A 15,000-nucleotide genomic window follows, 5' to 3' on the forward strand; every position below is an offset into this window, starting at 1 on the left:
CAACCATAAAATATTACGGTTCAATAAAGATTAGAAGCGCCTGGCTCTGGTTATCGTTTTCTTAATATGCTCTTACCAATAGGTTAGCCATCGAAATCAATAATTCACAAACACGATGAAAAATTCGAAAGCTATTATTACCCTATTAGGCATACTTGTTTCTCTCGCTAGTATGGCCCAAGATCAAACAGTTAAAGGAATCATACTCGACGCACAAGCGGAGTACCCTTTAATTGGTGCTACTATCCAACTCGTTGGTTCGGATCCTGTAAAAGGTGCAATCGCAGATGTAAATGGAGAATTTAGAATCGAAAATGTACCTGTAGGACGACAGACTTTTGCTGTAACTTATATTGGGTATAAGAGTATCTCCCTACCAAACGTATTAGTTACATCAGGAAAGGAAGTGATACTCCGCGTACTTCTTGAAGAATCTGTGGAAAAGCTTCAGGAAGTAGTAGTAACGGCTGATGCAGACACAGATCTTCCTATAAATGACTTAGCAAAGGTAAGTGCCCGTACATTCAGCTTGGAGGAAGTTACGCGCTTCTCTGGAGGCAGGAATGATGTAGCAAAACTCGCAACTTCTTTTGCTGGCGTAAATGCTACAAATGATGCGAGAAATGACATTGTAGTAAGAGGTAATTCCCCTATTGGTTTGCTATGGAGAATCGAAGGAATACCAATTGCTACCACCAATCACTTTGCCACTCAAGGTACGACCGGTGGTCCTGTTAATGCCTTAAATACAAATCTTCTTAGAACTTCTGATTTCTTAACGGGAGCATTCCCAGCAGAATATGGAAACGCCAATGCAGCAGTCTTTGATGTTTTCTTTAGAAATGGAAACTCAGACAACTTCGAGTTTACCGGTCAGCTGTCCGCGTTTAGTGGATTAGAATTTATGGCAGAAGGGCCAATCAGCAAGAAAAACAATTCATCATTTGTAACCTCATACCGATATGGGATTGCCAGCCTGGCCGCAACCGGCACATCAGCTATTCCATTTTATCAAGACATCTCCTTCAAAGCAAATCTGGGTGACACGAAGCTTGGAAGATTTGAAATATTCGGCTTAGGAGGAAAAAGCAATATCGATTTCTTAGGAGATGAAATAGATGAAAATGACCTTTTTGCAAATCCTGAACAAGATGCGTTTGTAGAAAATGAACTTGGGCTATTAGGATTAGCACATACTGTAAGAATGGGCAAAAATACCTATCTCAAAACATCATTGGGAGCATCGACAAATTTCAATCAGTATTTGCAAGACAACCGCATGTTGGATGCGAACGATGAGTTTATTGGCAAGTACAGAGCTACGAATGTTAGAAATAGAGAAAACAGATATACGATTACTTCTACCCTGAACACTAAGTTCAATGCAAGATGGAGCATGCGTGCAGGTTTCTTAAACGAAACATACGATCTGGATTTATTTGCTGAGGATCGTGACAACCGAATTTCTATTCCTGACGATAACAATGACGGGGTTCCAGATTACTTCCTGACTACAACGAATGTTGATGAAACCTACAATTTACTGCAAGTGTATGGGCAAGCGGAATACAAAATCACCGATGATTTATCTACCACGTTTGGCCTGCATGGTCAGTATCATGAATTTATGGATGCTACAATTGTTGAGCCTCGAGCAGCCATAAGCTGGCAGCAAACACCTGTACAGAGATGGAGTATTGCATATGGATTACACGGTCAAGCTATCCCCTCTCCCGTACTATTTTACCAGGAAGAAATATCGCCAGGGCTAACAGAGCGTACTAATCAAAACCTGGACTTCATCAAGGCTCATCATTTTGTTCTAGGAATGGATAGAAATCTAGGGCCTGACTGGAGACTTAAAACTGAGGTATACTATCAGCGCATCTTTGATGTTCCGGTAGAGCGTAATGCCTCAAGCTATTCAGTCCTAAATGAAGGCAATGATTTCATTTTCGAAGAAAAAGGATCTCTGGTAAATGAAGGAACCGGATTCAATTATGGCACTGAAATAACCTTAGAGAAGTTCTTCAGCAGAAACTACTATATGCTGATGACAGCCTCGTTATTTGATTCCCAATATAAAGGCAGTGATGGAATACAACGAAATACTGTCTTCAACAACAACTACGTACTCAATGTACTTTTCGGGAAAGAGTGGAAATTTGGTCCAAATGGACAAAACGCTTGGACGTTCGACACGAAGGCAACATTCTCTGGAGGTCGACCATTTACACCGATTGATGTAAATGCTACACGCAACAACCTAGGAAGAGAAGTACGACAAGACGATATCGCGTTTAGCGAGCGATACGATCAATACTTCAGATGGGATGCAAAATTCGGTGTCAGATTAAATAGAAAGAAAGTATCGCATCAATTCTTTGTGGACTTCCAAAACCTAACAAATCGACAAAACGAATTCGTCAGAAGATATAACCAAGTAACGGATCAAGTAAACGTGGTGGAACAAATCGGATTTTTTCCAGACGTTATGTATCGCATTCAATTTTAAAACCTATGGAAACACTAACTACATCTAAACAAGACTTAAATCTGCTAATCCTGAAAAGCAACATCAAAACCAAAAAGGATGTCGCTATTGTGAATCAGGTATTCAGCAAGATCAACGCTATCCGAAGATGGACTGTCGATCTGGACGACTGGGAGCATGTACTGAAAGTTGAAACTTTTATACTCTCAGCTACAAACATCTCAGTGATCTTGGAACAATTTGGATACAAGTGTTCAGAATTAAATCATTAAGCAAGGAAAATTGGGTTAGTGAATGTTGGTAGTAGTGGCCCTGCGTAAGCAGGGCTATCTATATTTAAGGTCAAGATGACAAATACCACATTTGACTATGCAGTCGTAGGAGTTGGCGCAGCAGGATTACAACTGGCTTTAAAGATGATAGATGATGAATTCTTTAAAGACAAGAAGATCTTGCTATTAGACAAAGACGAAAAAACGGGGAATGATCGTACCTGGTGTTTTTGGGAAAAAGGAGACACTATTTGGGACTCTCTTGCTACAAAAACTTGGGGTAAAGGACTATTTATCAATTCTAACGAATGTATTTCATTCGACTTAGCTCCTTATAAGTATAAGATGTTGCGTTCATCTGATTTTTACAGTTACGCTAAGAACAAAATTCAAGAAGCTGAAAATATTACTTGGGTAAAAGATGAGGTAGAAAAAGTGGGAGGTCATCAAATCACCGCAGCTTCTGGATCATACGAAGCATCCCATATCTTCGACAGTAGAATACCTGAGGAATTTCATAAAAAGAAGGATAAATACCATTCCTTAATCCAACACTTCAAAGGATGGTTTATAGAGACAAAAGAACCAGTCTTTGATCCTGAAACCTTCACTATGATGGATTACCGATTAAAATGGGAAGGCAGTACCAGCTTCACATACGTATTACCACTATCTAAAAACACAGCTTTAGTAGAGTTTACTTTGTTCAATGACCAACTACTCCCGGATGAGGAATATGATGTATTTCTAAAAGACTATATCAAACAGTACTTAAAAATCGACAACTATGAAATCAATGAAGTCGAGCAGGGATTGATTCCAATGTCGGATTATCCTTTCCACAAACATCACTCGCAGCATATCAGCAAAATCGGAACGGCAGGTGGTTGGGTGCGTCCTTCATCGGGATATTCCTTTAAGAACGCAGATCGTTATTCTACCAAGATGATTGAAAATATCAGGAAAGGAGATCGCCCGGAGAAAGGGATCGCCACTTCCAGATTCAGAACATATGATTCCATTTTTCTTAATGTACTTGCATCAAGAAATGATTTAGGTGAGGAAATTTTCACGCGACTGTATACAAAACCTAAGATTCAATCAGTCTTTCGCTTTCTAGACGAAGAGAGCCCATTCAGAGAAGATATACGAGTGATGTTTTCACTCAATCGACCTCAATTTTGGAAAGCATTTTTGAAGACTTTTTGGAAGTGATTAAATCTTACACCTTACTCCCATTCGAAAGATCATGGCATTGTCCAGTGATGGTCTGAAAAGTACGTCTTTTTTCCTTCGAAGCTGCAAGTCTGAAACAACCGTTCTGGAAGTAATCAAGAATGATTCGATGTGTTCAGAAAATTTATACTCATACCGAAATCCAACACTAATTAGAAAAACTCTAAGTCGATCAGCGGTTCCTTCCCCTTCAACAAACACACCATTTTGAATGTGTGAATTAAATGCCTCACCTTCCGCATGTATTTTAAATCGGTGTTTTTCCGAAGCATGATATTGAATATTGGAATATGGGGCTCCTATGGTGTAAGACCATTTTGGGGTAATTTTTCGATGATAACTAAGTAACGGTATTGGGATTGGCTGTCTTGAAATAGTTGAATAAGCCAACCCAAGAATCAAGCGACTTGCTTTCTTACTATCAGTAGCTTCTCTCGTTTTGATAAATGCCATAATTCCATTTACCAAAAAGTCATTCATCTCAAGACCTCCTTCCAAATTGCTATTAAAAGATGGCGTGACCTTAATGCCAAAACGCCAATTATTTTTCATTTCATAGGTGTATGTCAGATTTAGGTCGAGCGACTTGAAATTATCCGCTGTCCGTTTGTCATATGAATCTTCTGCCTCCTGGAAGCGAAACAGCATACGACTGTAGTCGAATCCAGCAAAGAAATAGGCTCCTTCTTTAATTTTGAATGGGATATTGACCTCTACGGACTGTCTATGATACTCGAAGTTGCTACCATTTCCAGGCACATATAAATACTCGGCTTTGGCTATATCCAAAAGCTGAGCATGCCCTTGAAACAGGAGCAAACAAAACATACATCCAAAAAAGACACGCATTGAACTTGCCAAGATCGGTAAATTTCCAGCACTACCGTCGAATATTTTTTGGGTTTCGACAAAATCAGTGACATAGGGCTGACACTCAGAAGTCTTTCTTTGATTCATGTTCAACATAAAATCATAAAACATGACAACTCAAGAAGTAGCTAATCGTTTGGTCGAACTTTGTCGCGAAGGAAAATTTGAGCAAGTCTTCCAAGAGCTCTATTCACCTGAAATCGTAAGTATTGAACCAGACGGAGGCCCATGGGGTACTATGAAAGGCTTCGAAGCATTGGAAAAAAAAGCAAAAGAATGGCACGATATGGTGACTGAATTTCATTCTAGTGAAATTTCAGATCCATTGGTGGCTGAAAACTTTTTCACAATGACGATGAAGTCCAAAGTGACTATGAAAGGTATGGATCATCCAATTGACATGGATGAAGTGTGTGTATATCGCGTTGCAGATGGCAAAGTGGTGACAGAGCAATTTTTCTATACACCAATGCCTGAACTCGTATAAAAACGGAAAAGAATCATAAGGAAGAAGCCGTCTGGAAGGATGGCTTTTTTTATTGCGCTAGTAACAATCTGAGCGATCTATGTTACTTTAAGGTCAATGACAAAAGCAGACTATATCATCCCTATTGAATCAAGCAGTCTTCATTACCACCAATTTCAAATATTCAGCCTGCCCTTTGGACTGGCATTGTTTTTATCTGGACTCAATTTAATTTTTGATGATGAAGCACAAATCTCTGTGAATGGTGTTCTCCAAGATGGTAATTTCTTCAATGCATTACCATTTACCATAATCGGTCTGCTCGCATTAATAGCTTGTGTTTACTACACATTGAAACACTCAAAGGCAAGGATTTCTAACAAAGGGATAACTATCAAAAACAGACAAAAAACGTTCATAGAATGGGATCAGATCATTTTTGTTGAGCTCAAGAAATTTATTACCACTTATGCGATAAGAGTACACACTAAAGATGGGATCTACTTTAGTATTGAGCCTGATAAACCAGTCATTAAATGGGCTGATATGTTTGATCATAGAGCACCTTACTATAGGACTAAGATGTGGTTAGCCTTTAAGTCCAAAGTAAAAGTCGTTGAAGCATAGTTATCATTAGCGCAATCAAAATTTTCTTTTAACAGTTTCATCAATTAAACCATCGCATATTTCTGGAGTCTAAATTGAAATTCAGCCCATGAACTATTTGCAGTATGCTGTTATAGCAGCAATCATGATGTCTTTAATCAGTTGCTCAAAAAGCAGTGATTCTCCGGATGAAGTTCAGCTTGACACATCTTATAAGATTTCCAATGACTTATCATGCAATGATATAATTGCTCAAATTGGATCTGAAAGACTGGCTCAAGGTGTTGAACAACCAGATTCGGACGGTGCTCTTGGAAGAAATAAAGATGGGTATTTCCATGTTAGATTTCAATTAAACATGACATCCATTTCTGATTTTGTAATTGCAACCGAAAGAATCGATGCATTGCAACACCTCTCAAACACAATTTCATATTCATTTGAAAGGCAAATGAATGATGGAAGCTTTGAGTTCTCACCTCCTGATGACCTTGTTAATTCACCGGATTATACCCCACCTTCTACTGGGGATTTAGAAAGTGGAACTGCATTTTTTGCAAGCAGTTTAGGTCTTTCATTACTCTCTCTCCAAAATTCAAATTGGTTTCTTTTAAGTGAAGAAACACAGGCCATAAAACAAGAAATTGAAACATTTAAACCTGCTATTGAAAAGACATTGAACTATCTGATCGCCAATAAAGAGATATTAGCAGGGTATGACGCCAAAACACCCAACAGGCTCTTGTTTGATGCACTTGCATTCTATTCACTTGGAAAATATTTAGAACGGGAAGATGCTCAGAACATCGCATTCGAATTTATTGAATCTTCTTTAATCTTAACAGATTCTGCAGAGGGGTACTTTATTGAAGGTGGCGGATGGGATTCGAGTTACAATGGTGTGGCTATAAAGCTTGCAATGGAGATATTTTCCTTAACCAGTCAGTCTGACCAAAGGAGTAGGCTTGGTTCAGTAATCGTCGCAGCAACAATGTGGCAGATCAGTAGGATTAATAAAAATGGAGAGGTTTCTAGCGAATGGAATACACGGGTTTTTGAGGGAGGTGAAACATTTCTAGGAGAAGAAAAAGGCATTGATTACGCAAAGACGGTTAAGGCACTTTACTACTTTGGCAATCTTGTTGGATCATCAGAAATAATTGAACTGGGTGATACCGTTCTTGAATTCTATCAATAATTAGGATGTTATGTTTCTCCTTAATTCATAGATAGACTATCAACAGCATCGCAACAAACAGTGCTTCTAGGGCGTAGTCTTGAGTATATGATTATCCAATGAGAAAGTATTTAATACTTATAATACTCTTACCAGCTTTAGTGACTGCTCAAGTTGATTTCTATCAACAGCTTGCAGATTCAGCAGAAACATTGTCTTTGGATCGAGTTGTTTATGATCCGAGCTATTACTCAATCAAATATCCAAATGGGGATGTTCCTCAAGGGAAAGGGGTTTGCACTGATGTGGTGATTCGAGCATACCGTAAGTTGAATATTGATCTTCAAAAGGAAGTTCATGAAGATATGAAAGAGAATTTCCAGCTGTATCCTAAAAATTGGGGACTGAATACTACAGATAAAAACATTGATCACAGAAGGGTGCCAAATCTTATGCGGTTCTTTGAAAGGCACGGCGAAATACTAAATATTTCTATGAAACCAGAGGACTATCAACCTGGAGATATTGTTTGCTGGAACCTGGGAGGTGCCATAACCCATATTGGAATAGTAACAGATGAACTATCAAGAGATCGTAATACATACAAAATCATCCATAACATTGGTCGAGGACAAGTAATCGAGGATATGCTCTTTGATTACAAAATAATTGGGCATTATCGCTTCAATAAATAAGATGACAAAATGGAATTTAAAGCGGACTTGCTTAGTTGAAAATCCCGCTGGATAAGAAAATTTCATCTCATGCTATTAGGTTTTTATCCATCAGTAATTCCAACATCAAAAGCAATCTCATTTTTTTATGAAGGCCAAGACTTATAGACTACTTTTATTGTTATTTACCTTGATGAGCAATGCATATCTAACATACTTGATTGTGCTCTAAACATAAAAAACCATGAAGAATAGAATAGACCTATTCACTTGCATTTGTATTATTTTTTTAGTCTCATGTAATACAACTAAAAAGGAAACACTTCCTACTTTAGTTAAGAGTACAAAAAAGATCGAACTAGATATTGAAGAGGCCAATAGGCTTAGTGAGCTACCACTTGAATGCATTCAAAATCCACTACCCTACAAATCTGGTTTAGTAATTGCTCAAGAAAGTGACTTGCAAATGCCGATAGCACATCACCCTGCATTTTATGGTTGTTTTGATTGGCATTCTGCAGTTCATGGACATTGGTCATTAGTTTTCTTACTGAAAAATTTTCCGGATTTGGCTCAAAGAGAAGAGGCTATACAGATGCTTGATCAAAATCTTACTGCAGAAAACATTGAAAAAGAAGTAGCTTATTTTTCGCTGAATAGAGAGAGTAGATCTTTTGAAAGAACCTACGGATGGGCGTGGCTACTTAAGCTTCAAGAAGAACTTTCTACATGGGATGATTCTACTGCTCAAAAATGGTACAATAATCTAAAACCATTAGAAGAGTACATATCGAATGCATATATTGAATATCTCCCTAAACTGGTTTATCCTATAAGAGTAGGTACACATTCGAATACCGCATTCGGAATGAGTTTCGCCTATGATTATGCACAAACTGTTGGTAATGACACACTTTCTAGTGCAATAAAAGAGGCAGCCATCAGATTCTATAGTTATGACAAAGATTGCCCAATAAGCTGGGAGCCAAGCGGGTACGATTTTCTATCTCCATGTCTTCAAGAATTAGATGTTATGCGGAAGGTCCTTACTAAGGAAGAGTTTGAAAAATGGTCAAGCAAGTTTATGCCCTCCTTATACAATCAAAGTTTGACATTAAACCCCGGACAAGTAAAAGATCGATCCGATGGACACCTTGTACATCTGGATGGAGTGAATTTCTCAAGAGCTTGGTGTCTTTATCCATTGGAGGATAATGTTAATGCTTACAATTTAGCAATGGAACATTTGGAATACTCGCTTTCTAAAATAACAGATGGAGATTATGCAGGGCAGCATTGGTTGGGTTCTTTTGCCCTCTATGCATTCAAAACCAAGATTGAAGCACAGCAATGAAGTTGAGTGTTATCCCTTAATAAGGAGAGCCATTTTTTCATTCAGCTTATCTGCTATTGTCACTTATTTTATTCACTAGAATTTGAATTACAAGAGGTTATTTAAAATCAGCTAGTTACATAACTTGAATTTGTCCTAAACAAATAAAACGCATACTTTAGCAGAAATCTAAGCGGGCGACAGACAACCTCCTCCCCCAGTCTGAATCGTTATATCGCCCCAATATTTATTTAATCAACTATGAATAAACTAAACATGGTCATAGCCTTGATGATACTATCAAGGCTATGCTACTCACAACAAATGAAAAAATCTGAATCAGTTTCCGTAAACGGAAAAAATATCTATTATGAATCTTATGGTGAAGGGTCACCACTTATCTTTCTTCATGGCTATAGTCTTTCTTCAAAATCTTGGAGACCTTTTGTAGCAGATTTCGAAAAAGACTACACGGTTTACTTAGTAGACCTTACCGGACATGGTCAATCCGATCCTTTTAAGGAAGACTTATCCATAGCTTCTGTTGGGGAAGATGTAACAGCTCTCATTGATTATTTAGGCCTCGATAAAGTAAAAGCAATTGGGTTCAGCTTTGGTGGAGATGTGCTCTATCAGGTAGCAATGCAAAAGCCCGATTTAATAGAGGCAATGATTACTATTGGTGCTGTCGGTACGTGGACTGTAGAAGACTTTCCTCAGTATCACGAAGGTTTCAAAATTGAGAACAAGGCAAATTTTCCTTGGCTGGAATCATCCCACAAAAGTGATGCTCAGATTAAAGGCATCATGGACCAATTCAAGAACTACATTGTATCTATCAGTAATGAAGAATTGCAACAAATTAAGCCAGAAGTAATGATTATCATGGGAGATGATGATGAAGGGATGGATTTTGCTGAAGTAGCCAGAGTAAAAAAGAACATACCCAACTCAGATGTCTGGATCTTGCCAGATGTCTCACATAGTGCTCACGAAGGAGAATACAAAGAAGAGTTTGTGACTAAGGCTAAGAGATTCCTATCAAAAGATCGCTGATTCCAACCTATTCAAATCTTTCTCGTTTGGTAAGGCATGTTTGTACTTTTTGAACTTTTCGGATATATCCTTCTTGAATATGTATTCACCATACCTGGTGCATTAGTAAGATGGGTTTATTTAAATATTTCCGGGAAGCGAATTTCTCTTAAAAACTGTCTTACTAAGAAAGTTTACCTTAATTATCTCAACAGTTTAGTGATCTTATTTTTGACATTCTTTGTAGTCAAACTCGTCCATTGACCTGTCTTGTCTGCATCATCCATTTAATGATTATTTTTAAGTAGCTGCAAAAGGAGTTGTTTCAAACACGCTAATATGAAACTTGGCAAAACCATCTGGAAAAATCTCGCCATCTATCTTGGAAGTGCTTGGGTAATCATGGAAGCACTCAATTTTTTCATCGAACGCTATCACCTGGAACCTATGCTGCTGGATATAGTCATCATCCTGCTGTTCTTTGGTATTCTGACGACTGTAATCTATTCTTCTTTTAGCGGGCGATGGAATAGAGTTGCAATAGCCGCTCAGATACTTAACTCAGTATTTGCCTTACTGGTTGTAGGTTATTTCCTTATGAACCCACTCAACCTGAATCCAAGATCACTACACTTTGCCAGCATTAACATAAATAAAAGCTCGTTAAGCGAGTTTAGCTCAGTAGCAGTATTACCGGTACAAAACAATTTGCCCAATAACGAAAATGACTATCTCCTTGCTGGGTTTCATGATGGTATTATTACAGAGTTGGGGAAGCTGGGTACTTTGAAGACCATTTCAAGAACAACAATGGCACACTATGCCAATTCTTCAAAAGACCTAAGATCTATAGCAAAAGAACTTGATGTAAATACAGTATTAGAATCAAGTCTTTCACCTTCTCAAGGTCAATTTGTTTTAAGAGTACGTCTACTAGATGCATTCTCTGAAGATTTACTTTGGAGTGATGAATTTAAGACAACAGTTTCTGAGATGCCAGGTTTGTTTGAGACGGTTTCTCAGATCATTGCCACTAAACTAGATCCGAACACTATTGAAAATGTTCGAGTCCATGAAGAAGTTAATCATGAAGCATACATCGAAATTGTGAAGGGCAATATCCTGCTTCAAAAATTTACTTCATCTGCACTTTGGGAAGCTTTGAACCATTTTCAAAAAACCATTCATCTGGACTCTATGAATATAGAAGGCTATCTTGGAGTGGCCAAAGCCTGGATCTACTTGCAACAACTTAGTGTTGTGAACCCGCAAAGAGCACGCCCATATATTTACGAGTATTATTTACTAGCCAAAGAATTAGAACCAGATCATTGGCAGATTCATTATATCGACGCAGCAATCAAGTTCTTTATTGAATTTAATTTTGACGAAGGTATAAAAAGTGCTCTCAGGAGCATCGAACAGAATCCAAACAACTCTGATAGTCGCTCACTACTTGCACATTGCTATATGATCACGGGAGACTGGCAAAAAGCCTGGGAACAGATGAGATATGCCAAAGAAATCGACCCGTTAAATCCACAAGTTATTGGTTTTGAGTTTCTCATGTTTGGACAGCAAGGTAAGTTCCTTAGCGCTATAAAATCCATGGAATTACTCGCTGCCATTGACCCTGATAACTTATTTTATCGGACCTTCTCTACTGTTAAAAATAGAGACTTAGGCAATGATAAGGAGGCAATTAAATGGCTCAAATTACAGTATTCAGATATTTCCGATGATTTGGCTATTGAAAGATTTGTTGAAGAAACCTATAAGGAAACGTCAAGTGTAGGTGAAACGTGGTATAGAGTAGTTACCGAATTTTGTCCATCAAATTGTGAAGCCTATCTTCCTGCACTAATAACACGAACACTTTATAGTTTTTATCCTGGTCATAATGATGATTTACTCTTCGAAAATTTAGTCATCATGATTCAGGATGGACATCCTGACCTTCCGTATTTCAATATCAAAGATGGTAGTCCCATCCAAAATGACCCTCGATATATTAAAGCAATGCAGGACCTTGGCTTTTGGTAACGTATTAGTATAGCTTTTCTAGATCAAACTTCTTCTTCAAATAATTTCGGCCCCAATCGGGACTTAATTCTCGTAGTATCAATGCTTCTGCAAAGCCTACATCGTAAACAGCAACGCGTCCTACCTCATCTAATTTGAGGTTTCGAACACTCTCGATATGCTTTTCAAAAAATTCTTTCTTGTAAGAATCGAAGGACACAAAATCTTTCAGATTTTTTACTTCCTCAGTAGGCTCATATTCCTCAACTATTCGCTCAAGAAATGCATATTCGGTGTATCGCGCTATGCCCTCCTGATACCATTGAAAAGAAATGTATTTGTAATCATTAGGAGAAAGTGATTCTTTGAACGCTTGTCTTGCCTTTAAAAATTTGTCTTTCAAAGTTATCCATTGATCTGTTTCGATCGCTTTGACTGCTGCATACAATGCTTCAGTATATTCGGTGTAAGACTTGACCACCTTTAGATCTTTGTAAGGAAAAGGATAGTTGAGTTGCCACATTCCGGTTTCATCTCCATTGGCTAATCCTAATTCATTGGTTTCCAACATGTATTTAGGTGATGAAAATTGATACTGATGGAATCGCTCGTGCAATAGAGTAATGATCCACTCAGTACTATTCAATCCAGTATTCTCGGGAGTGCCAATTACAATGGTGTTCAAACCTGCAAAGGGAAAGGTGGCAAGAAAGCCTTTGTTCATTTGAGTTTTCCTTCGATGAAGCGTGGAATGTATGATTGTATCATATTCCATTCGCTCAAAGTCATCAGGTTGATAATAATGTTCAATCAGATATTCATATTCATCGGTGATATAAAGGATAGAAAATGGAGGATCATTGTACCCACTCCAGATTAACCCACCGAGTTGATAAGAAATTTGTTGCGCTTCTTTTATTCGGACTTTGTCTTCATACCGAAGTTGTCCTCTTAGCTCAACACAGATAATTGTGAGTATTGATAATATGAAAAATCGCATGTTGGTGTAATTGAGTTTCGTTTTTAAATAAACGAAACTCAATACACAAAGGCTGTTAAAGGCCGTGAAAGTATGTTAATCGATATTAAACAGTCTCTACAAAGAGGCCTTCATCAGTTTTTTCAACTTTGGCAAAGCCACCTTGTGTCAGTTTTTTGATTGCCTTGTCCCACTTCTTATTTGACAAGCCAGACTGTTCTTTCAGACCATTCAAGTCCATTTTTCCTTCTTTTTCCAGCACTTCAAAGACCAGCTTCTCATCTCCACTTAGCTCTGCAGCCTTAGATTTCACTTCAGGTCTCATTTGCGGGAAGAATAACACATCCTGAATAGAATTAGAGTTAGTCATGATCATCGATAATCTATCGATACCAAGACCAACACCTGCTGTTGGCGGCATGCCAAATTCAAGTGCTCGAAGAAAATCTTCATCTAAAGTCATCGCTTCATCATCACCTCTCTTGCCTAGCTCCAATTGCTCCTCAAATCGCTCTCTTTGATCAACCGGATCGTTAAGCTCAGAGTATGAATTCATTATCTCTTTTCCATTACAAATAGCTTCAAAGCGCTCAACTAGCCCTTCTTTGGAACGGTGTTTTTTCGTTAGTGGCGACATTTCTACAGGATAGTCCGTAATAAATGTTGGCTGTATCAATAGCGGCTCACACTTTTCACCAAAAATCTCATCGATGATCTTTCCTTTACCCATAGTATCATCTAATGGCACTTCAAGCTTCTTAGCTGTCTCGCGTAGTTGTGCTTCATCCATCTCTGAGATATCAATATTGGTGAAGTGCTCAATAGCTTCAAACATTGTGAATCGTTTCCAAGGACGCTGAAAATCAATCACATTTTCGCCAACTTGTACTTTGGTATCGCCATGAAGGTCCATCGCCACTTTTTCAATCATCTCCTCCATCGTATCCATCATCCAGTTGTAATCCTTGTAGGCAACATATAGCTCCACTTGAGTAAACTCAGGATTGTGGAATCGACTCATCCCTTCATTTCTAAAGTCTTTTGCAAACTCAAAGACACCATCGTATCCTCCAACAATCAATCGCTTGAGGTAAAGCTCATTCGCAATCCTCAAATAAAGCGTCATGTCTAGCGTATTGTGATGCGTCTTAAACGGACGCGCGGCAGCTCCACCATATAAAGGCTGAAGGATCGGAGTCTCAACTTCCAGGTATCCCTTTCCTGCTAAATATTCTCGAATCGAATTTACAAGTATTGTACGCTGAACGAATGTCTCTCTGATCTCGGGATTTACAATCAAATCAAGGTACCGCTGGCGGTATCGTTGCTCAGGATCTGTAAATGCATCATAAGTCTTTTTATTGCCTTCATCATCAGTTGCTTCTTTCACAATCGGTAATGGGCGAAGTGATTTTGTCAACATCTTCAGATCCGTAACATGAATTGAAATCTCCCCTACTTCTGTTGTGAAGACATATCCTTTAATACCAATGATATCACCGATATCCATCTTCTTTTTGAAGACTTCATTGTAAAGGGCTTTGTCTTCACCTTCGCAGATATCATCCCTTCGGATATAAATCTGAATTCTTCCGCTAGAATCTTGAATCTCAGCAAATGATGCTGATCCCATAATTCGTCTACTCATCAGTCTACCTGCAATTGAGATGTTGGTGTAATCTCCCGGTCTGCTTTGAAAGTTCTTCTTGATGTGTTTGGCAGTTACATTCACATCAAAAGATTCAGCTGGGTATGGATCAATGCCCATAGCCATTAATTCTTCACGAGATTTTCTTCGTTGGATTTCCTGTTCGCTTAACTGCATGTCTTTAGCTC

General features: G+C 38.4%; 13 protein-coding genes. 10 read left to right on the top strand and 3 right to left on the bottom strand.

All coding sequences use genetic code 11. The annotated features are described in order from the left end of the window. Positions 1–115: 115 nt before the first annotated feature. From ACY650_RS03755 to ACY650_RS03765, 3 genes are all read left to right on the top strand, one after another. A complete protein-coding gene (locus tag ACY650_RS03755) occupies positions 116–2,515 on the top strand; it encodes a carboxypeptidase-like regulatory domain-containing protein (protein WP_462251892.1) in 2,400 nt (799 codons plus the stop codon). A 5-nt stretch (positions 2,516–2,520) separates the two neighbouring features. Further along, positions 2,521–2,766 carry a hypothetical protein gene (locus ACY650_RS03760; protein WP_462251894.1) on the top strand — a complete coding sequence of 82 codons (246 nt, stop codon included), beginning with the start codon at positions 2,521–2,523 and terminating at the stop codon, positions 2,764–2,766. 75 nt (positions 2,767–2,841) lie between these two features. Next, a complete protein-coding gene (locus ACY650_RS03765; protein ID WP_462251896.1) occupies positions 2,842–3,981 on the top strand; it encodes a lycopene cyclase family protein in 1,140 nt (379 codons plus the stop codon). Here the strand turns inward: ACY650_RS03765 and ACY650_RS03770 are convergent, their stop codons facing one another. Beyond that, positions 3,982–4,959 (bottom strand): DUF6268 family outer membrane beta-barrel protein, encoded by a 978-nt coding sequence (locus ACY650_RS03770; RefSeq protein WP_462251898.1) that lies wholly within the window; start codon positions 4,957–4,959, stop codon positions 3,982–3,984. Positions 4,960–4,981: 22 nt separating this feature from the next. Here ACY650_RS03770 and ACY650_RS03775 point away from each other — a divergent pair, with 22 nt between their 5' ends. The 7 genes from ACY650_RS03775 (at position 4,982) to ACY650_RS03805 (ending at position 12,206) form a co-directional block, all read left to right on the top strand. After that, the gene (locus ACY650_RS03775) at positions 4,982–5,359 is read left to right on the top strand and encodes a SnoaL-like domain-containing protein (RefSeq protein ID WP_462251900.1); all 378 of its coding nucleotides are present in this window, start codon (positions 4,982–4,984) and stop codon (positions 5,357–5,359) included. Positions 5,360–5,455: 96 nt separating this feature from the next. After that, positions 5,456–5,965, top strand: coding sequence for a hypothetical protein (locus ACY650_RS03780; RefSeq protein WP_462251902.1), 510 nt, complete (start codon positions 5,456–5,458; stop codon positions 5,963–5,965). 88 nt (positions 5,966–6,053) lie between these two features. Continuing rightward, positions 6,054–7,142 (top strand): hypothetical protein, encoded by a 1,089-nt coding sequence (locus ACY650_RS03785; protein ID WP_462251904.1) that lies wholly within the window; start codon positions 6,054–6,056, stop codon positions 7,140–7,142. Positions 7,143–7,240: 98 nt separating this feature from the next. Continuing rightward, positions 7,241–7,816 (top strand): DUF1287 domain-containing protein, encoded by a 576-nt coding sequence (locus tag ACY650_RS03790; protein WP_462251906.1) that lies wholly within the window; start codon positions 7,241–7,243, stop codon positions 7,814–7,816. 223 nt (positions 7,817–8,039) lie between these two features. Then, positions 8,040–9,149, top strand: coding sequence for a DUF2891 domain-containing protein (locus tag ACY650_RS03795; protein ID WP_462251908.1), 1,110 nt, complete (start codon positions 8,040–8,042; stop codon positions 9,147–9,149). Between the two features lie 303 nt (positions 9,150–9,452). Further along, positions 9,453–10,184, top strand: coding sequence for an alpha/beta fold hydrolase (locus ACY650_RS03800; protein ID WP_462251910.1), 732 nt, complete (start codon positions 9,453–9,455; stop codon positions 10,182–10,184). Positions 10,185–10,502: 318 nt separating this feature from the next. Beyond that, a complete protein-coding gene (locus ACY650_RS03805) occupies positions 10,503–12,206 on the top strand; it encodes a tetratricopeptide repeat protein (RefSeq protein WP_462251912.1) in 1,704 nt (567 codons plus the stop codon). A 4-nt stretch (positions 12,207–12,210) separates the two neighbouring features. Here ACY650_RS03805 and ACY650_RS03810 read toward each other — a convergent pair whose 3' ends face one another. Both ACY650_RS03810 and lysS read right to left on the bottom strand, forming a co-directional pair. Then, positions 12,211–13,185 (bottom strand): hypothetical protein, encoded by a 975-nt coding sequence (locus ACY650_RS03810; RefSeq protein ID WP_462251914.1) that lies wholly within the window; start codon positions 13,183–13,185, stop codon positions 12,211–12,213. An 85-nt stretch (positions 13,186–13,270) separates the two neighbouring features. Further along, positions 13,271–14,989, bottom strand: coding sequence for a lysine--tRNA ligase (gene lysS / locus ACY650_RS03815; RefSeq protein ID WP_462251916.1), 1,719 nt, complete (start codon positions 14,987–14,989; stop codon positions 13,271–13,273). Positions 14,990–15,000 lie beyond the last annotated feature (11 nt).

The sequence above is a fragment of the Ekhidna sp. genome (genome assembly GCF_963691765.1).
Classification (GTDB): domain Bacteria; phylum Bacteroidota; class Bacteroidia; order Cytophagales; family Cyclobacteriaceae; genus Ekhidna.